Source organism: Clostridium sp. OF09-36, assembly GCF_003481985.1.
Classification (GTDB): domain Bacteria; phylum Bacillota; class Clostridia; order Lachnospirales; family Lachnospiraceae; genus Brotaphodocola.
Genome location: NZ_QUMD01000007.1, coordinates 12,211 through 34,523 on the forward strand (window position 1 = coordinate 12,211; position 22,313 = coordinate 34,523).

Here is a 22,313-nt window from a genome sequence, read left to right on the forward strand (position 1 = left end):
AATAACGGAAAATCCGAATTGTGCGTATTTCAGAAACAATTTTTTTGTCGTAAGAGCGAAAAATATTATGCAAACTGTCCGTGATAAAAAGACACTTGACAAGAATTTGTGTTTTTACGCTTACGGAGAAAATCAGAGAAAAAGAACTAAAAAACAGCGATGAACCCATCGCTAAAAACGTGAGAAATGTAGGTAAAATAAGGATTTATGAGAAAGTTAGCGTTAAGTGATGAAATTTTATTAACCGTTCAACAACCCGCCAGATACATCGGTGGGGAAGTGAACTGTGTCATGAAAGATCCGTCCCTTGTGGACATCCGGTTTGCCATGTGTTTCCCGGACGTGTACGAGATCGGCATGTCCCACCTTGGCATGCAGATTCTGTACGCGATGTTTAACAAGCGGGACGATGTGTGGTGTGAGCGTCTGTTCTCTCCGTGGACAGACTTAGACAAGGTGATGCGGGAGCAGCATATCCCGCTGTTTGCGCTGGAATCCCAGGATCCGGTGAAGAATTTTGATTTCCTGGGCTTTACGATCCAGTATGAGATGTGTTACACCAACATCCTGCAGGTGCTGGATTTAAGCGGCATCCCGCTGCATGCGGCTGACCGTACGGAGGAAGATCCGGTCGTGATCGGTGGTGGTCCGTGTGCCTATAACCCGGAGCCGCTTGCCGTATTCTTTGACATGTTCTATATCGGCGAGGGCGAGACCCAGTACGATGCACTGTTTGATCTGTACAAAGAAAACAAGAAAAATGGCGGCAGCAGAAGAGATTTCCTGGAGGCAGCAGCCAAACTTCCAGGCATCTACGTGCCGATGTTTTACGATGTAGCTTACAACAAGGACGGCACCATTGCGTCCTTCACCCCGAATAAAGAGGGCATTCCGGCTACCATTACCAAGGAATTGGTTATGGACATGAACGATGTCCCGTATCTGGAAAATCCGGTAGTTCCGTACCTGAAGGTAACCCAGGACCGCGTGGTTCTGGAGATTCAGCGCGGCTGCATCCGCGGCTGTCGTTTCTGCCAGGCAGGCAATATCTACCGTCCGCTGCGTGAACGCAGTCTGGAGTTCTTAAAGGATCATGCATACAAGATGTTAAAGAGCACCGGCCATGAGGAGATTTCCTTAAGCTCCTTAAGTTCCAGTGACTATACCCATTTAAAGGAGATTGTAAACTTCCTGATCGAGGAGTTCCAGGGCAAAGGCGTGAACATTTCCCTGCCGTCTTTGCGTATCGATGCATTCTCCCTGGATGTCATGAGCAAGGTCCAGGATATCAAGAAGAGCAGCCTGACCTTCGCGCCGGAGGCTGGTACCCAGCGTATGCGTGACGTCATCAATAAGGGACTGACGGAGGAGATCATCTTAAAGGGTGCCGCTGAGGCATTCCACGGCGGCTGGAACCGCGTAAAGCTGTACTTTATGCTGGGACTTCCGACCGAGACCAGAGAGGATATGGAGGGCATTGCCCTGCTGTCTGAGAAGGTTGCAGAGCTCTACTACGACGAAATCCCGAAAGAGCAGCGCAACGGCAAGGTTCAGGTTGTTGCCAGCTCTTCCTTCTTTGTTCCGAAGCCATTTACCCCATTCCAGTGGGCGCAGATGTGCACCAAGGAGGAGTTTTTGGAGCGCGCTTACATTGTAAAAGATAAGTTCAAGGAGATGTTAAACCGCAAGAGCTTAAAATATAACTACCATGAGGCTGACCTGACGGTCCTTGAGGGTGTTCTGGCCCGCGGAGACCGCCGTGTGGCAAGCGTTGTGGAAGAGGTTTACAAAAACGGCGCCATGTTCGATTCCTGGGGTGAGTATTTCAACAACGACACCTGGATGCAGGCCTCGAGACCTGCGGCATAGACCCGGATTTCTATACCGTAAGAGAGCGCAGCTTAGATGAAATCTTCCCGTGGGATTTCATCGATGCAGGCGTGACCAAGGAGTTCTTAAAGCGCGAGTGGCTGACTGCCATCAGCGAGAAGGTGACTCCGAACTGCCGTCAGCAGTGTTCCGGCTGCGGCGCGAGAAAATTTGGAGGAGGTGTCTGCTTTGAAGATAAGAATTAAATTTGCTAAGGAAGGCACCATGAAATTCATCGGTCATCTGGATATCATGCGTTATTTCCAGAAGGTGATGCGCCGTGCCGATGTCGATATCCGCTACAGTGAGGGCTTCAGCCCGCACCAGATCATGTCGTTTGCGGCTCCGCTCGGCGTGGGACTGGAGAGCCGTGGCGAATACGTAGATATCGAAGTGCTGAGCACCGATTCTTCCAAAGAAATGCTGCGTCGCATCAATGAAAATATGGTAGAGGGCATGAAAGCGCTTTCTTACCGGGCACTTCCGGATGATGCAGGCAATGCCATGTCCTTAGTGGCGGCAGCCGACTACGAAGTCCGTTTCCGGGAAGGTTATGAGCCAAAAGATCTGGAGGCATTCTTCGCAGGAATCCCGGAATTCCTGAAAAAAGAAGAGATCCTGTTTTTAAAGAAGACCAAAAAGGGTGAGAAAGAAATCAATATCCGCCCGCAGATCTACCAGATGGAAGCCCGTCCGGACCATAAGATCTTTTTACAAATTGCGACCGGAAGTGCTGCAAACTTAAAGCCGGATGCCGTGCTTCGCGCTTACGCAGAAAGCCGCGGCGAGACTCTGGGCGAGTTTGCGCTTATGGTTACCCGTTTGGAAGTATACGCAGATAAGGGAAGCGAAGAAAAGCATGACTTCGTGACCCTGGAATCATTTGGTGAAGACATTGAATAAGCTGATCGTAACCCGGTGGCATGACCGCGTCCTGACAGCTCTGGTTTCCGGCAAGGAGACTCTGGAGCTTGGACTGGAGGATGCATCATCCATTCTGGGTAATATTTATATTGGTAAAGTCCAAAAGGTCGTAAAAAATTTAAACTCCGCTTTCGTGGATTTCTCCGATGGCCGTACTGGCTACTACAGTCTGACTGACAATAAGGTCACGCTGTTTGCCGACGGCCGGGACCGGAAACTGAAGGAAGGCGATGAGATCATCGTACAGGTGGCAAAGGATGCGGTGAAAACAAAGGATCCCGTGCTGTCCGGGAACTTAAATTTTCCGGAAATATGCAGTCCTGACTGCCGGAAAGCGTGTGATCGGCTTTTCTTCTAAGATTGACGACCGGGAGTGGAAAGAGCGCATGCATCCGCAGATTGAGCAGCTTCTAGACGGCAAAAGCACCGGTGTCATCATCCGTACAAATGCATATGGGCAGGAAACAAAGCTCCTTCGGGAGCTTTCCGCGTTACTGGAGCAGTTTGACCGTGTCATGAACCTTGCGCAGTACCGGACCTGTTACAGTCTTCTTTATGAAGCAGAGCCGGATTACTTAAAAGCGCTGCGCAACTGTCCAAATGGAAGTCTGGAGGAGGTTGTGACGGACCAGCCGGATCTTTTTGCACGTTTGCAAGAATATTTCCGCATTTCAGATCTCTCAGAGACAACCGGACTGCGTTTTTATGAGGACAAGCTTTTAAGTCTGGCGAAATTATATTCGCTGGAGTATGCATTAGAGCAATCTTGTCAGAAAAAGGTATGGCTAAAGTCTGGCGGATACCTTATAATAGAGTGCACAGAAGCCATGGTCGTCATTGACGTGAACACCGGAAAATATTCCGGCAAGAAGAATCTCGCTGATACCATTCGCCTGATCAACTTAGAAGCAGCAAAGGAAGTTGCACACCAGCTGAGACTCCGCAATCTGTCCGGCATCATCATGGTCGATTTTATCGATATGGATACGGAAGAGGATAAGGCACTTCTCATGGACACCTTAAAAGCTGCCGTGCGGCCGGATCCGGTCAAAACGACCGTTGTTGACATGACACCGCTCAACCTGGTGGAAATGACACGAAAGAAAGAAAAGAAACCCCTGTGGGAACAGATTGCCCAGATCACAACAAAATAGGGCCTGTAGACCGGAAAGGGATAGGAAAAGGGGATGCAGCATGAAGATTATCATTGTAGGCTGCGGTAAGGTCGGACTGACCCTGACCGAACAGCTAAATAATGAGGGACATGATATCACCGTGATCGACAAGGACGGCGCCAAGCTCCGCTATGTGACCGATAACATCGATGTGATGGGAGTAGAGGGGAACGGTGCGATTTACCAGGTGCAGATGGAGGCCGGAATCAAAGAAACGGACCTTCTGATCGCAACCACCAACTCCGATGAGCTGAATATGCTCTGCTGCCTGATCGCAAAAAAAGCCGGTAACTGCCACACCATTGCGAGAATCCGTAATCCGGAGTACGCGAACGAAGTACAGTATATCCGGGAGGAGTTGAACCTGTCCATGGCGATCAACCCGGAGCTGGCAGCAGCTACCGAGATTTCCAGACTGTTAAAATTCCCGTCTGTCATTAAGATCGACGCATTTGCAAAGGGCCGCGTGGAGCTGATGAAATTTATCATTCCAGATAACTCTGTGCTTGACAATATGCAGGTATACGAGGTTGGACCGCGTCTTCACTGCAGCATCCTGATCTGTGCAGTAGAGCGCGGAAACGATGTCATCATCCCTGGCGGAAGCTTCTGCCTGCAGAAGGGCGATAAAATTTCCTTTGTGGCATCCGGATCTCAGGCAACCGAGTTTTTCCGCCAGGTCGGACTTTCCAATAATACGATCAAAACCGCCATGCTGGTGGGCGGCGGCAAGATTTCTTACTACCTCGCCAAGATGCTGGAAGACACTTGCATTAAGGTTAAGATCATCGAGCAGGATCTGACCCGCTGTCATGAACTGAGTGAGCTTTTGCCAAAGGCCATGATCATTCACGGAGACGGCTCCGACCAGCAGCTTTTAATGGAAGAGGGAATTACCCAGACCGAATCCTTTGCGGCACTGACCGGATTCGATGAAGAAAACATCATGCTTTCCCTTTACGCGGCAAGCGTTTCCAAGGCAAAGCTGGTCACCAAGATTAACCGCATCGCGTTTGAAAATATCATCCAGCAGATGAACCTCGGAAGCATCATCTATCCGAAAATGATCACGGCAGACGGCATCATCCGTTATGTCCGTGCGATGCAGAATTCCATGGGAAGCAATGTGGAAACCCTGTATAAGATCGTTGCGAACAAAGCCGAGGCGCTGGAGTTCCGCGTGGAAAAAGACGCACCGCTCATCGGCATTCCGCTGGAAAAGCTGTCCTTTAAAGATAACCTTCTGATTGCCTGCATCAACCGCGGCGGACAGATCATCACCCGCGTGGTAAAGATACGATTGAGCCGGGCGATACCGTCATCGTGGTCACGACCCATTCGGGCCTGAAGGATCTGAAGGATGTCTTAAGATAAGAGGGATGCATCATGAATATTGGAATTGTATTTTATTTTTTAGGCTGGGTCCTTGGAATTGAGGGAATCCTGATGATCCTGCCATGCGTGGTGGCATTGGTCTATCAGGAGCCGAGTGGATTTTATTTTCTTGGTGTCGCTTTATTTTGTGCCATCAGCGGCTGGCTTCTGGCGCATAAAAAATTAAAAAGCACTGTTTTTTACGCCAAAGAGGGCTTTGTGGCAGTTTCCTTAAGCTGGATCGTATTAAGTTTCTTTGGTGCATTGCCGTTTTTCTTAAGCCGGGAGATCCCGTTGTTCGAGGATGCACTGTTTGAAGTCATTTCCGGGTTTACGACCACCGGAGCAAGCGTGCTTCCGGATGTGGAAGCCTTAAGCAAATGTATGCTGATATGGCGCAGCTTCACCCACTGGATCGGCGGTATGGGCGTTCTGGTCTTTATCCTGGCAGTCCTCCCGCTTGCCGGGGGCTACAACATTCATATCATGAGGGCAGAGAGCCCTGGACCGTCTGTCGGAAAGCTGGTTCCGCGCGTGCGCACGACCGCAAAGATCTTATATCTGATCTACTTTTTCATTACTGTCGTCCAGATTGTCCTGCTGCTTTTCAGTGGCATGCCGTTATTTGATTCTATGGCGATGAGCTTTGGTACGGCAGGAACCGGCGGTTTCGGTATTGTCAACAGCAGCTGTGGAGACTATACGTCGCTGCAGCAGTGGATCTTTACCATTTTCATGATCCTGTTTGGCGTAAACTTTAATGTATATTACCTGTTTTTGATCCGGAAACCGAAGGATGCACTACACTGCGAAGAAATGCGTGGGTATCTTGGGATCATCCTGGTCAGCACACTTCTCATCACATGGAATATCCGTGGTATGTTCCCGGATATCCTGACGGCGTTAAAGCATGCAGCCTTCCAGGTTGGATCTATCATCACCACAACTGGTTATTCCACAACCGATTTTGACTTATGGCCGGGCTTTTCCAAAACAATCCTGGTATGTCTGATGTTTGTGGGTGCCTGTGCCGGAAGTACCGGCGGCGGTATTAAGGTTTCCCGTATCGCCATTGCCGTGAAGACCGTAAACAAAGAGCTGTCTTCCCTGATCCACCCGCGGAACGTCAAGGTATTGAAATATGAAGGAAAGCCGATCGAGCATAATGTGCTGCGTTCCATTAACACGTATCTGGTGGCTTATATTTTAATTTTTACCGTGTCCCTGCTTCTGATCAGCCTGGACAATTTCGACATGACTACCAACTTTACGGCGGTAGCAGCGACCTTGAATAACATTGGTCCGGGACTTTCAAAAGTGGGTCCGACCTGCAACTTCGGGATTTTTAATCCGTTTAACAAATATATCCTGATGTTTGACATGCTGGCCGGACGCCTGGAACTGTTCCCGATGCTTCTTTTGTTTTCCCCGCGTACGTGGGTGAGAGAGTAACTCCGGACAAATTTCCGAAATTACTGCTTTTTATGCAGGAAAATGTTCGGGCCGGAAATGGGCAGAAGCCCTTTGAAAAAGGGCTGCGAAAAAAAGTTCGAAAAAAGATAAAAATAAGATTGACAGCAACAACATTTCATGCTAATATACATGAGTATGTGCCGCACAGCGAGGTTTGAAAGTTCCGAGTCCATCGGATCCGGACACCGAAACTGGCGAGTAATGATAATAGGAGGTGCCATATGTACGCGATTATTGCAACAGGTGGTAAGCAGTACAAAGTAGCAGAAGGCGATATCATTAAGGTTGAAAAGCTTGGTGTAAACGCTGGCGAAACCGTTACGTTTGACCAGGTTCTTGCAGTTAACAACGGAGAGTTATCCATCGGATGCCCGACTGTAGCAGGTGCAACTGTTACCGGAACCGTAGTTAAAGAGGCAAAAGCAAAAAAGGTGATCGTTTATAAGTACAAGAGAAAAACTGGCTATCATAAGAAAAATGGTCACAGACAGCTCTTTACCGAGATCAAGATCGACAAGATCAATGCTTAATTAATCATGATTAACGTAACCGTATCTGTTGATTCCGAACATCGTTATCGTGGGATTTCTTTTCTGGGTCATGCAGGCCTTGCCAATGACTATCAGGAAGGACAGGAGCTGGTTTGTGCAGCCGTGTCTGCCCTGACCCTCAACATGGCAAACTCTGTGGAACACTTCACGGAAGACCAGTTTGAGGCAGATGAGGACGAGCAGTCCGGGATGTTCCGTTTCCGTTTTACCGGAACGATTAGTCCGGAAGCAGCACTCCTTATGAATTCTCTGGTCCTTGGTTTAGAGGACATTGAGGAAACGTACGGAGAACCGTATATAAAAATTCGATTTGAGGAGGTGTAAGAGATGTTTAAAATGAACCTTCAGTTATTCGCTCATAAAAAAGGTGTAGGTTCTACCAAGAACGGTAGAGATTCTGAGTCCAAGAGACTTGGCGCTAAAAGAGCAGATGGTCAGTTCGTATTAGCTGGTAACATTCTTTACAGACAGCGCGGTACCAAGATCCATCCGGGTCTGAACGTAGGTCGCGGCGGCGATGATACTTTATTCGCTACTGTAGACGGCGTTGTAAGATTTGAGAGAAAGGGCAGAGACAAAAAGCAGGTTTCTGTATACCCGAGAACAATCAACGAATAATGACACTGACGAAGGCTTCATACTGATTACTGGTATGAAGCCTTTTTTTGCCAGAGACATCATAAACGTATCCCATACGTTTGCTGATACACAGGAAAGGATTTAGGTGAATCCATGTTTGCAGATAATGCAAAGATCTTTATTAAATCAGGAAAAGGCGGAGACGGCCATGTAAGCTTCCGCAAAGAATTGTTTGTGCCGGCAGGCGGTCCTGACGGCGGTGATGGAGGAAAAGGCGGAGACATCATTTTTGAGGTGGATCCGGGTTTAAATACATTAACAGATTTTCGTCATGTTCGGAAATATGTAGCACGAGATGGAGAACAAGGGGGCAAGAAGCGGTGCACGGTGCCAATGCAGAAAACCTGGTGATCAAGGTTCCGGAAGGAACGGTCATCAAGGATTTTGAGACTGGCAAGGTCATCGCGGATATGTCCGGTGAAAATAAACGGGAGACCATTTTACGGGGCGGTAAAGGCGGTCTTGGCAACATGAACTTTGCAACCCCGACCATGCAGGCTCCGAAATATGCACAGCCAGGTCAGCAGGGCCACGAGCTCTGGGTTCAGCTGGAGCTGAAGGTCATTGCAGACGTTGGACTGGTTGGTTTCCCAAACGTAGGAAAGTCCACCCTTCTTTCCCGCGTGTCCAACGCAAAACCGAAAATTGCAAATTATCATTTTACAACCTTAAACCCGCATCTGGGCGTGGTTGACTTAGACGGCGGAGCCGGTTTTGTTATGGCAGATATTCCGGGGCTGATCGAGGGCGCTTCCCAGGGAATCGGTCTTGGTCATGACTTCTTACGCCACATCGAACGCTGCCGCGTTCTGGTCCATGTGGTAGATGCCGCAGGTACCGAGGGGCGTGACCCGATCGCGGACATCCACGCGATCAACGCAGAGCTGGAAGCATACAATCCGGATCTGTTAAAGCGCCCTATGGTCATTGCAGCCAACAAGATTGATGCCGTTTACTCAGAAGATGAGGATCCGGTAGAGATCTTGAAACAGGAGTTTGAACCGGAAGGCATCAAGGTATTCCCGATTTCCGCAGTCAGCGGTAAGGGCGTAAAAGAGCTGTTATACGCGGTTTACGAGCTGCTTAAGACCGTAAACCTCGATCCGGTCATCTTTGAGAAAGAATTCGAGATTGAGTACGCCGGCGACCGCAACCTGCCGTACACCGTAGAGCAGAACGAGGACGGCGAGTTTGTGGTAGAGGGACCTCGTATCGAGAAGATGCTGGGTTATACCAACCTGGAATCCGAGAAGGGCTTCCAGTTCTTCCAGAAGTTCTTAAAGGAAAATGGTATTTTAGACGAACTTGAAGCTGCAGGCATCAAAGAGGGCGACACGGTCCGTATGTATGGCCTTGCATTTGATTATTATAAATAACAGGAGATAAAACATGACAAGTAAGCAGAGATCCTATTTAAAGGGACTGGCTATGACGATGGATCCGATCTTTCAGATCGGCAAGTCCAGTGTAACTCCGGAGCTGACTGCAGCAATCGCAGAAGCACTGGAAGCACGGGAGCTGATCAAGATCACCGTATTAAAGAACTGCCTGGACGATGGACGTTCCATCGCAGAAGTTCTGGCTGAGCGCACTCGTTCCGAGGTCGTTCAGGTGATCGGCAAAAAGATCGTTCTTTACAAGCCGGCAAAGGACGAGGCAAAACGCAAGATCGTTCTGCCTTAATAAAAGAAAGTCATAATTGTACAGGCAGCGCATTACATTGCTTGTACAGTTACAAAACATTGATCTATAGCCCACAGGAACAAACCATATGATCTGCTCCTGTGGGTTCGTAATATCATAGAAATAACATTGTTTGCGAAGGGAGTGACTGTGATTGGCTAAGATCGGAATTATGGGTGGAACCTTTGATCCCATCCACAATGCGCACCTGATGCTTGGCAGACAGGCTTTAAAAGAATATCACCTCGATGAGATCTGGTTTATGCCTTCCCACAATCCCCCGCACAAAACAGATCATCGTGTAACCGGCACCAAAGACCGGTGTGAAATGGTAAAGCTGGCCATTGCAGGGGAACCGCGTTTCCGTTTCTCTGATTTTGAGATTTCCCGTGCAGGAAATACCTACACAGCCCAGACGCTAAAGCTTTTGAAAGAAGCTTATCCGAAGCATACCTTTTTCTTTATCGTGGGGGCAGATTCCCTGTATCATATCGAAAGCTGGTATCATCCGGAGGAGGTTATGCACCAGGTTACGATCCTGGCTGCTGGGCGGGAATGCGAGGATGCTTCCTGTACCTTAGAAGAGCAGGCTGCGTATCTGATCAAGAAATATGGAGCCGCAATTTTTCTTTTGCACAGCGATACCATGGAGGTTTCTTCCCAGGAACTGCGAGAGCGTGAAATGAACGGAGGCAGAATCCATAATCTGGTTCCGGAAAACGTAGAACGCTATATTGAAGAACACGGTTTATACCAGAATCCTGAGAAGCTCTGACTATAAGGAGGAGGAAATACCTATGATAACAGAACAGATCATTACACTGCGCAAACAGCTGAAATCAAAGCTGGATCCGATGCGCTACGAACATTCCGTAAGTGTATCCTTTACCTGCACCGCGCTTGCCATGCGCTATGGCTATGACATCAAGAAAGCGGAGCTTGCCGGGCTGATGCATGACTGCGCCAAGCGTTTTACAGACAGCGAGCTGATTCAGAAATGCCAGAAGCATAACGTCCCGCTGACCGAAGCTGAAATCAAGGCTCCTGCCGTGATCCATGCAAAATACGGCGCTTTTCTGGCAGAAAATAAATATGGCATTCAGGATGCAGAAATTATCTCTGCCATCGCCTGTCATACAACCGGAAAGCCAGATATGACAACACTGGACAAGATTCTTTATATCGCAGATTACATTGAGCCGCGCAGGGACAAAGCCGATAATCTTCCGCAGATGCGCTATCTGGCCTTCCAGGATCTGGATCAGACCATGTATGAGATTTTAAAAGGAACGCTGGATTATCTTGGCAAAAAGGGAAGCAGCATTGACCCAATGACCATGCAGGCATACCAGTATTTTGAAGGCGTTATGGAACAAAAGAAACAGACAGAAACCGTGTAGATAAAGCTATGCCCGGCTGCTATAAAGCGAAAGCTGCGGTTTCTGTGCATAAATAGAGTTATGGATTAAATAAAACAAAGAAGGAGAACATGAATGAGTCAGGCAAATGAAATGGTAAAACTGGCGATCACCGCCCTCGAAGATAAAAAGGGTGAAGATATCCGCATAATCGATATCCGCGAAGTTTCCGTACTGGCAGACTACTTCCTCATTGCAAGTGGTTCCAACGGAAACCAGGTACAGGCTATGGCCGACAACGTAGAAGAGGAGCTTGGAAAAGCCGGATATCCATGCAAGCAGGTAGAGGGCTACCAGAGTGCTAACTGGATCCTGATGGACTACAGCGATATCATTGTGCATGTCTTTGATAAGGAAGACCGCTTGTTCTATGATCTGGAACGTATTTGGAGAGACGGGAAGATCATGGATGCGAAGGAATTTGCTTAAACAACTTGTAGTTTTCCTTTTATTTCTTAAATAAGCGTATTCAAGAGCATTTCAAAATTTCCCTTTATATCTTAAATATGGAATGCCCCATCCGGCAGGCTATGGAAAAAATTGTCTCTGAATACCAGGCATGAACTGGAATAATTTAATTACATTTTAAAAAAACATCACCGGGAGATTTGGAAGCGGAAGATGACGGCATCATCAAACTCACTACCAGAAACAGCATTTACCGTTTCAGACAGGATGACTTCTGTATTTCCAGTGAAGATATGAAACTGCTGTTGGCGGATATGTATGAGGAGTTTGGGCCATCGAATTCCATTCGTCAGGTCATAGAAAGAGAAATGTCTCTGGGTACCGGACATGAACCGGAATCATAATTTCACGAGCGATCTGCCGGGATTTAAGTTGCAGACACAGACACAATGGAATATATATGGAAACAGGAATGACGGATTTGGATTCCGTATCCTGTGCTAAGAAAGAGAGGGTGTCCCAAATTGGGCATCCTCTTTGTGAAGTGTGGTCCAGGATCGAATCAATTATAGCGTATGTAAAGTAAAAGGTAATGGATCAGAAATGGTTCATTGCCTTATATGCAGGCTTCTATAGCCGTAATCCTTTAATATCTTTAATACGTGATAGGATCGTATTGCAGCTGCAGCTGATAACGCCGGGAAGTGTATCAATGACTGTGTGCAGGAAGTGTTCCATTTCATCACTTGATGAAGCAACGGCATGTACATGCAGCTTGTCTCTTCCTGTGACACGGTAAATCTGCGTAACGGTATCATTATTATGTAATATATCTGTCACCTGCGACAGATGGTCTGGTTTTGTTTCGATTTCAAAATAGCATGAAACAGCACCGCTGATCTTTTGAGGGTTTATTATAGTTGTATATTCTTCAATTATGCCTTTTTTCTCCAGAGCCTGAATCCGGGCTTTTACTGCCACTCTGGAAATACCGGTTTCTTTACCAATATCAGAGTAAGAAATACGTGCATTTTCTATAAGCAACTGGATGATCTTCTGATCCAGTTCATCTAAACCGTTCAGGTACATAAGTGTCCCCCTGTAAAATAATATCCTCCGGATAGTAATTTTCCTTAAATATCATATCATTTATGTTGCTGAAAGTAAACTCTAGCTTGACTTAGCAGCTGTAACTACATATAATTATTTCGAAACGTAATTTAAAACTTGCATTTTGAACACAAGAAATCAATTCTGGTGAAGGAAAGAATAAGTGAAATTATAAAGGCTGTGGAGGAATATGATAATGTCAAAAGATGAATATTTGATCGCAGAAACGCCTCTTAAAGCGTTGACGGTTTTTGCAATGCCGATGATTTTGGGCAGTTTTTTTCAGCAAATATACAATATGGCTGACTCTATCATCGTCGGCCAATTTGTTGGCTCCTCTGCACTTGCAGCTATCGGGGCCTGCGCAGCGCTGACCAATGTTTTCATTTGTGTGGCACTGGGAGCAGGTGTCGGTGCCGGTGTGCTCGTGAGCCGCTATTTCGGTGCCAGGGAGTATGGAAAAATGAAGACCATCGTGTCAACGTCCTTGTTTAGCTTTTTAATTCTAAGCATAGTCCTTGGTGTTTTTGGCTTTTGCTTTTCCCACTCGATGATGCGGGTATTACAAACCCCTGGCGATATACTGAATGATGCAGTGTTATATCTACGGGTCTATTTTGTGGGCTTTCCGTTTCTGTTTATGTATAATATTCTTTCCAACATGTTCACTTCCATTGGTGAATCAAAAATCCCACTGGGACTCTTGGTATTCTCGTCAATCTTAAATATTTTTATGGATCTTTGGATGGTGGCCGGACTTGGTCTCGGTGTGTTTGGTGCAGCCCTTGCGACTCTTATAGCACAGGGGATTTCTGCGGTGTGTTCACTTTTTCTTTTCCTTAGCCGGATGCGTCGATATAAAAGTCGCTTTGATTGGTTTAGCAGGCAGGAGTTATATTCCATGCTTCAAATTGCTGTACCTTCGGTTCTTCAGCAGTCTACAGTGTCCATCGGTATGATGATCGTACAGGCTGTTGTAAATCCTTTCGGTACACAGGCACTTGCGGGGTATGCGGCGACGATGCGGGTAGAGAATGTTTTTTCATTGATTTTTGTATCCATTGGCAATGCGGTTTCCCCATATGTTTCACAGAATCTTGGTGCAAAGAAAATTGAACGGATCAAAAAAGGATATCACGCTACACTGGTGTTAGATGTATGTTTTGCAGTTCTTGCTTTTATAGTCATTGAAACATTGCATACTCAGATTTCCTCGCTATTCCTTGGCAAAGATGGAACTGCCCTGGCTTATCAGGTATCCGAGGGTTATATGAGATGGCTCGGTTACTTCTTCATCTTTATGGGAATCAAAATGGCAACCGATGGGGTTCTGCGTGGTCTTGGAATCATGCGCCCGTTCCTTATTGCAAATATGGTGAACCTGGCGATCCGCCTGTCGGTTGCGTTGATTTGTGCACCGCGTTTTGGTATTGTATTTGTCTGGCTTGCTGTACCAGCAGGTTGGTTTGCAAACTTTTTAATATCCTATGTGGCTCTTCGGAGAGCATGGCCGACTGATAAAGAGGTGCAATCCCGATAGCCTAAAATAATTTAAATGGAGGAATTTATAGTATGAACGATAAATGTGTGGTATTGAATGCAAAGAAAATGAATTTTGATGGGAAGCTGGATTTTTCCATTTTATCTTCTGATGTTACAGTATATGATGATACAACAGAACAGCAGCTGTCAGAGCGTATTCAGGGTGCAGATATCATTGTAACAAAGGAGATGCCTGTGAGTGCAGAAATGATACAGAAATTCCCGGAATCTGTTAAACTGATCTGCGAGGCAGGTACAGGATATAATAATATTGCTCTTGAAGCAGCACGGAAGAAGGGGATTACAGTCTGCAATATCCCGGCATACAGCACAGAACGTGTAGCACATACGGTGATCATGATGATATTGAATCTGAGTTCTGCAATGCAGGTGCAGATGAAGATGCTGGCATGCGGAAATCATGACAATTTTACCAGAAATCTTCAGGTTCCGCATGTTGAGGTAAATGGAAAAACACTTGGTGTTATAGGTGCAGGACACATTGGCAGGAAAGTTATCCAGATCGCACGGGCTTTGGATATGAACATACTTGTATATACCAGGACACCGAGAGAGGATGAGAAGGGGATCCGCTATGTATCGCTTGAGGAATTACTTAAGAATAGTGATTATGTTTCCTTACACTGTCCATTGGCAGAAAGTACAAAACATATGATAAACAAAGAGTCCTTATCCCTTATGAAGCCTTCAGCGTTTATCATTAATACTTCAAGAGGTGCACTTATTGATGAGTCAGCTCTTATAGAAGCATTGAAAAATGGTACGATTGCAGGAGCCGGACTTGATGTTCAGGAAACTGAGCCACCTGAAGAAACCAACCCTCTTTATACTATGGATCATGTCCTTTTGACACCACATATGGGATGGAAAGGACTTGAGACAAGACAGCGGTTGGTTTCTATTCTGGCGGATAATATAAAGCAGTTTATGGAAGGGAATCCGATCAATGTTGTATCAGGTCTATAGTATCTGGCAGCAAAGTGATGATATAACTTCCGGGTTTTGGAACTGAGAAATTTTTTGGGATTTTATCTCATTCCACCGTTACGGACTTCGCTAAGTTTCTCGGCTGGTCCACATCCAGGTCCTTTCCAAGAGAAGCGTAGTACGCGATCAGCTGCAGTACGACCGCGATCGGGAATACCGTAAAGTGGTCATCCATATCTGGAATGCGGATCAAAATATCTGCCAGATTCTCATCTACCACGGAAGATTCCTTCGTGAGCAGGATCACAAATGCCCCACGGGCCTTTACCTCGCGGATATTGGAAATGGTCTTTGCAAACACATGTTCCTGTGTTGCAATGGCAATGACCGGAACCTGGTCGGAGATCAAAGCGATCGTTCCGTGCTTCAGTTCTCCTGCTGCATAAGCCTCCGCATGGATGTAGGAGATTTCCTTTAGCTTCAGTGCGCCCTCCAAGGAAAAAGCATAGTCCAGTCCGCGTCCGATAAAGAACGCATCCGGCTTCGGAATGATATGGGAGACTACAGCCTTGATCTTTTCTTCCTGTGCGATCATGGTTTCCATAGCCGGAATCACATCCAGAAGATCAGCAAGGAAATCCATGGCTTGGTTTTCCGTAAATTTCCCACGTACCAGGGCCATGCGGCATCCGATCATATAAAGTGCGGCAAGCTGTACGGAGTAAGCCTTGGTGCTTGCCACAGCAATTTCCGGACCGGCATGCGTATATAAAACATAGTCACTTTCCCGCGCAATGGTAGAACCCTTTACATTTACGATTGCAAGGGTTTTCGAGCCATAGTCATGTGCCAGACGAAGCGCAGCCAGCGTGTCAATCGTTTCACCGGACTGGGAGATGATCAAGACCAGGGTGCGCTCATCAATCAACGGCTGTTCATATCGAAATTCCGAAGCAATGGTTACGGTAACCGGAATTCGGAGAATCGGTTCGATCAGGCACGCGCCACCATGCCGGTATGCATGGCCGTTCCGCACGCTACAATGTGGATCTGATCGCAATTCTGGAACAGTTCATCCGGGATCCCATCATCTGAAAAGTCCGGAAGCCCTTTGCTGATACGCGGCATGATCGTGTTTTTCATTGCCTCCGGCTGTTCATGGATCTCTTTCATCATGAAATGCGGGTATCCGTTCTTCATGGCTGCATCCATGTTCCAGTTTACGGTCAGGATTTCCGGATAAACCTTAGAAAAGGTATCATCCAGATTGTAAACATGCACTTTATACGGAGTCAGGCGTACAATCTTATCTTCCGGGACTACAAAGTACTGATTGCTGTACGGGATCAGCGCGGTAAGATCGGAAGCGATCAGTGCACCGGCCGGAGTGTAAGATGCTACCAGAGGACTTACCTTTCGGATCGCATACACAGAGCCAGGCTGATCATCAAACATGATGCAGAAGCCATAAGAACCCTCCAGCAGATCCTGCAGTTTCCGGATTGCCAGAAGCGGATCCCCATCGTAAAGGGCGTCGAGCACGCGTGCAGCCACTTCACTGTCTGTCTGGGAAACAAGCTTGCCATCCAGATGGAAGCGTTCGGTCAGTTCATGGTAATTTTCAATAATTCCATTGTGGATCAAAGTTACCTTGCCCGCACGATGTGGGTGCGCATTTGCATCGGTTACTCCGCCATGGGTAGCCCAGCGGGTATGACCGATTCCGCTGTGAGCGGTTCCATGCACATGTTCTTTGCAGTACTCCCGCAAATTTTTCACTTTTCCGACCTTTTTTGCGATACAGATGCTGGTATCCTCCATACAGAGTCCGATTCCGGCGCTGTCATAACCGCGGTATTCCAGACCGCTGAGCCCGTCTAAGAGGATCTTTGCTGCGTCTAAAGGTCCTGAATATCCAATAATTCCACACATAATATCAAAAAATTCCTTTCTGTTCTGTTGTCATGGTGCCAAAATAAATGGTTTCTTTTTCACGGATTCCATACACGATTCGGATCGTTTCGGAAAAATGCGTACAAAAAGAAGACCCTCCGGTTATCCTGTGTTTGTTTTGCAGTTGCCCGCATATTTCACAGAATACACACGCCCGGAGAAGCATGGGAGAGTACCCGCCGAATGTTCGATTATCTCTCCACCTCGTTAACCTGCCAGCCAGCCTTATGCCTAAGGCTTTCACGTGCGGCGTTCAGGTGCATGGCGCTTAGCTTTGCTATTGGATTGTCGTTCCTCCTCAAAACGAAATCGCGTCTATTATAGACCAGAATGGTATTTTCGTCAACGAAATACCGTTTCTTCATGAAATATTAAAGTTTCCACTCTGTATTTCCGAAAACTTCTGTGTTAAAATACGATGTTGTATTATTATATGAAACCAAAGAAAAACGAGATCATAAACATGAAACGACATTTACATTCTGAGCAGATCGGGAAACTTCTGATGGATTCCATGATCCGCTATAAAAACAAATGGGCCGCCGCCGGTATGGCGCTGGTTCTTGGTGCCGGAAGCATTGGTATTTCTTTTCTATATCATCCAGCCGTGGACGAGACGCCCACCGAACAGGAAACGGAGGAAGAAACGACTGCTGCAGCATCTTTAGCTGCAACACCAGAGACCGAAACCGAGACCGTCTGGATTCCCACTCTGGATGAGTTAAATCTGGCTCACTACTTTCCAGAAGGGGAAGACACCACCGATATCACCAAAAGTCTTGCCGGACAGGTATTCCACGAACTGATGACGCGTGACGCAAACTGGTCCAGCGCCCTCTCCAGTTATTCCGATGTCACACCGGCTGATATGGCAGCGAAGCTTGGACTTCCCAGGGAACGGATCCTTGGCAAATATAACCCGGAAGATTCGCAGCATAAAAAAGAAGATCCATCTACCTGGACCATCGGCAGCTTCCGCAATGTGCGGATCCAGGCAGTGGATGGAGACGGTCATACGATTTCTCCTTATTCCGATGTTCCACAGATCATGGCTATGGCCAACGTCTATACCTATTATCATAATCCGGAAGACAGCGCCGCCTTTCTTTCCTATGCAAAAGCACTGTGGGAAGCTGCACATTCCTATACTATGTCCATCAGTGATGTATATTACTGTTCCGGCTGTGTTGGAAAATCTGCGGAAGAGCTGGAGAAAAAGGCATTGTTGGAAGAAGCAGAAGCCGAAAAAGAACAGGATAATCTGGAACTTCCTTATGAAACAGCCGGAGAACATACAGAATCAGAAACAAGTTCTTCCGAAGATAAAACAACAGCACCCAATGCGCATGGCGTGATTACAGCCGGAGCTGCCACAGCCGAAAAAAAGGCACAGGAATCAAGCAAGGCGGAAAGCATTGCTGCTGAAACCAGGGAAACAGAAACCATACCGGAATCCACCAGCGGTGTGATCACGGCACCAACCAGGGCAGCGAATGCATCCCAGGCGTCTTCTTCCTATGCGGCACAGGAAAAGACTGCATCTCCATCCGATGCCGAACAGGCAGTCTCCATACAGGCATCCGAAGGCGGACAGTCCATTGCCGTTACAGAGGAAACATCATCGGAATCATCCGGGCATGCAACATCTGGACAGGATTCAGAAGCATCGGTTTCAAATGCCGAAACATCAGCCGCATCCGTAACAGGCCCGGCCACGCTGAGCTGCCCTGGACATGTCGACCTGACCGTTACCATGAAGATTGGTGGATTGACGGAAAGCGCCAGCCTTTTTTCACTGGATGCAGCCGGAAATGACGAAAGCAAATTCACAGAAGGTGGCTGGCAGGGCTGGACAGAAGAGAACCGGCAGGCTGCGATTGCACTTGCATCCGAAGACTGGTACCAGAAATATGGACTGAGCGTATCTTCTATTTCTACCGGGACACCGCTGACCGCTTCGGAAATTGAAGAATATCTGGATGGGCTGCCAGCGGACATTTCCGAGACCAGAAAAGAACTTTTGCGGTTTGCATTGAATTCCGTCGGTAAGGTACCTTATTATTGGGGTGGAAAACCATCTGCCAAAAACTACGATGGAAATCATTTCGGTACCCTGGTCTCTCCAGACGTAGATGGCCGTACCCTAAAGGGTCTGGATTGCTCCGGCTGGATCAGCTGGGTATACTGGTCCGTGACAGGGAACCATCTGCCTTATGAAAGTACCAGTGGCCTGGCTGCCCTTGGAACACGGATCAGCCGGGAAGACTTACAGCCGGGCGACCTTTTGATCCGCACCGGAGCAGATGCCCATGTTGTCATGTTTCTTGGCTGGACTTCCGATGGAAAAGTCCGCTGCGTCCATGAAACCAGCGGTTCTATCAACAATGCCACCGTCGGAACCAGAGACGCTGGATGGCCATATTACCGAAGACTGATTGATTAAAACCAAACATCTTACAGATCCTGAATGAGATCAGGGAGGAGGAACTTTGAATTACAGAGACGATGCCTTTGAAGGCGATGAGCTGGACCGCATGCGTGCCAGACAGCAACGGAAAAAACAGGGAACTGCCCAAGCTTCCGGTTCCAGACGGCATAGTTCGGATCCTGGAATAACCGGTTACGCACGAAATACAGCAAGAACAGCACATTATGATCCAGTCGAAGAAGAGGATGACTTACGTCCGGACCAGATTGAAGAACTGGATCTGGAGGATTATGACACCTATGAAAATGCACTGCAAAAAGAACTGGACCGCACCATCGAACAAAGCGAAATGGGAAATCCATATCCAAAGAACCGGAATGCAGCAGAAAGGAGGAGTCAACAGAACCGTATGAGACAGGATCGTTCTGCTTACGAAAGACCGCATAAAAAACGCAGAAAAAAGAAAGAAATGGGAAAAATCCTTTTCCTGGTTGTTATCCTTGTCGCCGGTCTTTCTCTCTATCATCATTTCCGTGATAATGGATACTGGACGATTGCAGTATTCGGAGTAGACTCCCGCGACGGAAATCTTGGAAAAGGGGCGCTGTCTGATGTAGAAATGCTGGCAAGCATCAACAAAAAGACCGGTGAGATCAGACTGGTATCTGTTTTCCGTGACAGCTACCTGCGCATTTCCAACGAAGAAGAAAAATACGACAAGATCAATGAAGCTTATTTTCTCGGCGGACATGAGCAGGCGGTTCAGGCATTGGAAAACAATTTAAACATCCGGATCGATGATTATGCAACATTCAACTGGAAGGCAGTCGTTGACGCCATCAACGTACTTGGCGGTGTTGATATTGAAATCACCGACAAAGAGTTTGCCTATATCAATTCCTTTATCACAGAAACCGTAAACTCCACCGGAGTAGGATCCTACCAGCTGGAGCACAGCGGTATGAACCATTTAGATGGTGTCCAGGCAGTTGCTTATGCGAGACTGCGTCTGATGGATACGGACTTTAACCGGACGGAACGTCAGCGGAAAGTGCTGGGTCAGGCAATGGAAAAAGCAAAATCTTCTGGATTTAAAACCTTAAAGACTCTGGTTGGGGCAGTTTATCCTCAGATTTCTACCAGCATCGGCGTCAACGATGTCCTCACCCTTTCAAAGGGTGCGAAAAAATACTACATCGGACAGACCTCCGGTTTCCCATTTTCGCATCAGGAAATGAAGATCGGAAAAAAATCCTGTGTCATCCCAACCACACTGGAAAGCAATGTCAGCCAGCTTCATGCATTCTTATTTGATGATACCTCCTATGCAGCGCCGCAGTCTGTGCATGAGATCAGCAGCTATATTGCCAAAAAGACCGGACTTGGAGATCCTGGTAAAGATACTGAATCCGGTAAGAATATCGGCGCAGAGGGCAACAGCGGCGGTGGACAGACTGGTGGAAAATCAGAGCAGCCTGCTGCAGCGCCGGCCCAGACAGAGCCTGCAGTGGAAGAGAGCAGTGCAGCAGGGATCGAGGAGAGTTCAGAATCTGCAGAAGAGACCATGGAAGCAACGGAAAACACAGAAACAAAATCCCAGGAAGAACCAGAAACCTCCTCTGGTGTGATCAGTGCACCGCAGGATCGTCCGGGATCATCGGAATCAGCTGCGCCAGATCATGAAATGACAGGACCTGGTACATCGAATGCTCCTGGAAATTCATCAAATGGTCCTGTTTCATCCAATGCACCAACTGCCGCAGAAACGAATGCAGCCCTGGAAGCACCGGGCCAGAACGCAGCAAGCCAGCCAGAAGAAGCCGGTCCAGGCGTATAACCCCATATTCCAAACAGCAGACGTTCCATGTTTACGTATTTCCTGTGAGACTCGTCATAATATACAGAAATATGTCTGTATCGAGTATACTTTTGTCTAATGAGACAAAATTCAAAAAATTACCAAAAAACTATTATACAAAATCAAAATTTCCGCTATAATAGCACCTCGGTAAGAAAATACAAAATACAGTTTTATGAGAACGCAGTGAGATGCACACCGGAAATCTGCCATAGAGGTTTCCGATATCTGAAATCAGAATGCAGTGGAGTCGCAACGAGTTTGACGGCTTCGCTGCATTTTTTGTTGCATTCATATTGATGCGGTGTTGGCAGTACACCAGCTGACAGCTCTTTTATCCATGCGAAGTTCTCCCACATACTTTGCAGCTGCACGATGTTCTCATGCAATCAAGGAGGAAATTATGCCAAAATCTTTAAAACAGGAAATTGTTTATGGAATCATGATGGTCTTTGCCATGGTTTACGCTATGGTTTGCTACAATGTAACGCTGAACGTAGGCGGCATGCAGAACTTCGTATTTGCAGCTGCACTTCATGAACTCCCGATCATGTGTCCGCTGGCGTTTATCTTTGACTTTTTTGTAGTTGGACCAATTGCCAAAAAAGTTACATTCCGAATTTTCAATCCGGCAGAAGATAAGCCTATTTTCGTAATCCTGATGATCTCTGTCCTTTCCATCTGGATGATGTGCCCGTACATGAGCCTGATGGCAACCATTTTATTCAAGAACGGTCTGCAGCCGGAGTTCTTAAGCATCTGGATCTCCACCACGATCAAGAACTTCCCGATGGCATTCTTCTGGCAGCTGTTTGCAGCAGGTCCGCTGGTTCGTTTTATTTTCGGAAAAATCTTCAAATAGTATTCCCAAAAAGAAGAAATTTAGGAGGGTGTATACAGGAACGGTTGCACCTTCCTCTTTTTTTGTTTATAATAAAGACCATGATCTAAAAAAGAAAA

19 protein-coding genes and 3 pseudogenes are annotated in these 22,313 nt (G+C 47.1%); 20 read left to right on the plus strand and 2 right to left on the minus strand.

Features of this window, described 5'->3' with window-relative positions:
• The first annotated feature begins 207 nt into the window (after positions 1 to 207).
• The 15 genes and pseudogenes from DXA97_RS07420 (at position 208) to DXA97_RS07485 (ending at position 11,918) form a co-directional block, all read left to right on the plus strand.
• Positions 208 to 2,075 (plus strand): annotated as a pseudogene (locus tag DXA97_RS07420) (TIGR03960 family B12-binding radical SAM protein).
• The gene (locus DXA97_RS07425; RefSeq protein ID WP_347561492.1) at positions 2,050 to 2,772 is read left to right on the plus strand and encodes a TIGR03936 family radical SAM-associated protein; all 723 of its coding nucleotides are present in this window, start codon (positions 2,050 to 2,052) and stop codon (positions 2,770 to 2,772) included. Before DXA97_RS07420 ends, DXA97_RS07425 begins: the two are co-directional and overlap by 26 nt.
• Positions 2,756 to 3,151: a hypothetical protein gene (locus DXA97_RS21980; protein WP_347561493.1), complete on the plus strand. Its 396-nt coding sequence runs from the start codon at positions 2,756 to 2,758 to the stop codon at positions 3,149 to 3,151. Before DXA97_RS07425 ends, DXA97_RS21980 begins: the two co-directional genes overlap by 17 nt.
• On the plus strand, positions 3,132 to 3,947 hold the full coding sequence (locus DXA97_RS07430) for a ribonuclease E/G (protein ID WP_347561494.1): 816 nt from the start codon (positions 3,132 to 3,134) through the stop codon (positions 3,945 to 3,947). The genes DXA97_RS21980 and DXA97_RS07430 overlap by 20 nt, the downstream gene beginning before the upstream one ends.
• 40 nt (positions 3,948 to 3,987) lie before the next feature.
• A complete protein-coding gene (trkA, locus tag DXA97_RS07435; RefSeq protein WP_347561495.1) occupies positions 3,988 to 5,316 on the plus strand; it encodes a Trk system potassium transporter TrkA in 1,329 nt (442 codons plus the stop codon).
• 38 nt (positions 5,317 to 5,354) lie between these two features.
• Positions 5,355 to 6,794, plus strand: coding sequence for a TrkH family potassium uptake protein (locus tag DXA97_RS07440; RefSeq protein WP_118719176.1), 1,440 nt, complete (start codon positions 5,355 to 5,357; stop codon positions 6,792 to 6,794).
• Between the two features lie 242 nt (positions 6,795 to 7,036).
• Positions 7,037 to 7,345 carry a 50S ribosomal protein L21 gene (gene rplU / locus DXA97_RS07445; RefSeq protein WP_118540552.1) on the plus strand — a complete coding sequence of 103 codons (309 nt, stop codon included), beginning with the start codon at positions 7,037 to 7,039 and terminating at the stop codon, positions 7,343 to 7,345.
• A gap of 6 nt (positions 7,346 to 7,351) precedes the next feature.
• Positions 7,352 to 7,690: a ribosomal-processing cysteine protease Prp gene (locus DXA97_RS07450; RefSeq protein ID WP_118719178.1), complete on the plus strand. Its 339-nt coding sequence runs from the start codon at positions 7,352 to 7,354 to the stop codon at positions 7,688 to 7,690.
• A gap of 3 nt (positions 7,691 to 7,693) precedes the next feature.
• A complete protein-coding gene (gene rpmA / locus DXA97_RS07455) occupies positions 7,694 to 7,984 on the plus strand; it encodes a 50S ribosomal protein L27 (RefSeq protein ID WP_118534195.1) in 291 nt (96 codons plus the stop codon).
• Between the two features lie 114 nt (positions 7,985 to 8,098).
• A pseudogene (gene obgE / locus DXA97_RS07460) lies at positions 8,099 to 9,381 on the plus strand (GTPase ObgE).
• A 13-nt stretch (positions 9,382 to 9,394) separates the two neighbouring features.
• Positions 9,395 to 9,688, plus strand: coding sequence for a ribosome assembly RNA-binding protein YhbY (yhbY, locus tag DXA97_RS07465; RefSeq protein WP_118534197.1), 294 nt, complete (start codon positions 9,395 to 9,397; stop codon positions 9,686 to 9,688).
• A 154-nt stretch (positions 9,689 to 9,842) separates the two neighbouring features.
• Entirely contained in the window at positions 9,843 to 10,463 is a 621-nt protein-coding gene (nadD, locus tag DXA97_RS07470) for a nicotinate-nucleotide adenylyltransferase (protein ID WP_118719180.1), read from the plus strand.
• 22 nt (positions 10,464 to 10,485) lie between these two features.
• A complete protein-coding gene (yqeK, locus tag DXA97_RS07475) occupies positions 10,486 to 11,088 on the plus strand; it encodes a bis(5'-nucleosyl)-tetraphosphatase (symmetrical) YqeK (protein ID WP_118719182.1) in 603 nt (200 codons plus the stop codon).
• Positions 11,089 to 11,181: 93 nt separating this feature from the next.
• Entirely contained in the window at positions 11,182 to 11,535 is a 354-nt protein-coding gene (gene rsfS, locus DXA97_RS07480) for a ribosome silencing factor (RefSeq protein ID WP_118719184.1), read from the plus strand.
• 179 nt (positions 11,536 to 11,714) lie between these two features.
• The gene (locus DXA97_RS07485) at positions 11,715 to 11,918 is read left to right on the plus strand and encodes a hypothetical protein (protein WP_118719185.1); all 204 of its coding nucleotides are present in this window, start codon (positions 11,715 to 11,717) and stop codon (positions 11,916 to 11,918) included.
• A 226-nt stretch (positions 11,919 to 12,144) separates the two neighbouring features.
• Here the strand turns inward: DXA97_RS07485 and DXA97_RS07490 are convergent, their stop codons facing one another.
• On the minus strand, positions 12,145 to 12,603 hold the full coding sequence (locus tag DXA97_RS07490; RefSeq protein WP_117677391.1) for an Lrp/AsnC family transcriptional regulator: 459 nt from the start codon (positions 12,601 to 12,603) through the stop codon (positions 12,145 to 12,147).
• 217 nt (positions 12,604 to 12,820) lie between these two features.
• Between DXA97_RS07490 and DXA97_RS07495 the strand changes: the two genes are divergently transcribed.
• Together DXA97_RS07495 and DXA97_RS07500 are read left to right on the plus strand one after the other, a co-directional pair.
• On the plus strand, positions 12,821 to 14,164 hold the full coding sequence (locus DXA97_RS07495) for an MATE family efflux transporter (protein ID WP_118719187.1): 1,344 nt from the start codon (positions 12,821 to 12,823) through the stop codon (positions 14,162 to 14,164).
• A gap of 32 nt (positions 14,165 to 14,196) precedes the next feature.
• Complete coding sequence (locus tag DXA97_RS07500) at positions 14,197 to 15,153, plus strand: NAD(P)-dependent oxidoreductase (protein ID WP_118719189.1); 957 nt, start codon at positions 14,197 to 14,199, stop codon at positions 15,151 to 15,153.
• Positions 15,154 to 15,220: 67 nt separating this feature from the next.
• Here the strand turns inward: DXA97_RS07500 and glmS are convergent.
• A pseudogene (glmS, locus tag DXA97_RS07505) lies at positions 15,221 to 17,046 on the minus strand (glutamine--fructose-6-phosphate transaminase (isomerizing)).
• 484 nt (positions 17,047 to 17,530) lie between these two features.
• Here glmS and DXA97_RS07515 point away from each other — a divergent pair.
• From DXA97_RS07515 to DXA97_RS07525, 3 genes are all read left to right on the plus strand, one after another.
• Complete coding sequence (locus tag DXA97_RS07515) at positions 17,531 to 19,510, plus strand: NlpC/P60 family protein (protein ID WP_182436828.1); 1,980 nt, start codon at positions 17,531 to 17,533, stop codon at positions 19,508 to 19,510.
• A gap of 46 nt (positions 19,511 to 19,556) precedes the next feature.
• Entirely contained in the window at positions 19,557 to 21,332 is a 1,776-nt protein-coding gene (locus DXA97_RS07520) for an LCP family protein (RefSeq protein ID WP_243107584.1), read from the plus strand.
• Positions 21,333 to 21,756: 424 nt separating this feature from the next.
• A complete protein-coding gene (locus tag DXA97_RS07525) occupies positions 21,757 to 22,215 on the plus strand; it encodes a DUF2798 domain-containing protein (protein ID WP_118540570.1) in 459 nt (152 codons plus the stop codon).
• Positions 22,216 to 22,313 lie beyond the last annotated feature (98 nt).

Coding starts and splice junctions, on each gene's coding strand:
- trkA (WP_347561495.1), top strand. CDS start 3,988: ATGAAGATTATCATTGTAGGCTGCGGTAAGGTCGGACTGACCCTGACC.
- DXA97_RS07440 (WP_118719176.1), top strand. CDS start 5,355: ATGAATATTGGAATTGTATTTTATTTTTTAGGCTGGGTCCTTGGAATT.
- rplU (WP_118540552.1), top strand. CDS start 7,037: ATGTACGCGATTATTGCAACAGGTGGTAAGCAGTACAAAGTAGCAGAA.
- DXA97_RS07450 (WP_118719178.1), top strand. CDS start 7,352: ATGATTAACGTAACCGTATCTGTTGATTCCGAACATCGTTATCGTGGG.
- rpmA (WP_118534195.1), top strand. CDS start 7,694: ATGTTTAAAATGAACCTTCAGTTATTCGCTCATAAAAAAGGTGTAGGT.
- yhbY (WP_118534197.1), top strand. CDS start 9,395: ATGACAAGTAAGCAGAGATCCTATTTAAAGGGACTGGCTATGACGATG.
- yqeK (WP_118719182.1), top strand. CDS start 10,486: ATGATAACAGAACAGATCATTACACTGCGCAAACAGCTGAAATCAAAG.
- rsfS (WP_118719184.1), top strand. CDS start 11,182: ATGAGTCAGGCAAATGAAATGGTAAAACTGGCGATCACCGCCCTCGAA.
- DXA97_RS07490 (WP_117677391.1), bottom strand. CDS start 12,603: ATGTACCTGAACGGTTTAGATGAACTGGATCAGAAGATCATCCAGTTG.
- DXA97_RS07495 (WP_118719187.1), top strand. CDS start 12,821: ATGTCAAAAGATGAATATTTGATCGCAGAAACGCCTCTTAAAGCGTTG.
- DXA97_RS07500 (WP_118719189.1), top strand. CDS start 14,197: ATGAACGATAAATGTGTGGTATTGAATGCAAAGAAAATGAATTTTGAT.
- DXA97_RS07515 (WP_182436828.1), top strand. CDS start 17,531: ATGAAACGACATTTACATTCTGAGCAGATCGGGAAACTTCTGATGGAT.
- DXA97_RS07525 (WP_118540570.1), top strand. CDS start 21,757: ATGCCAAAATCTTTAAAACAGGAAATTGTTTATGGAATCATGATGGTC.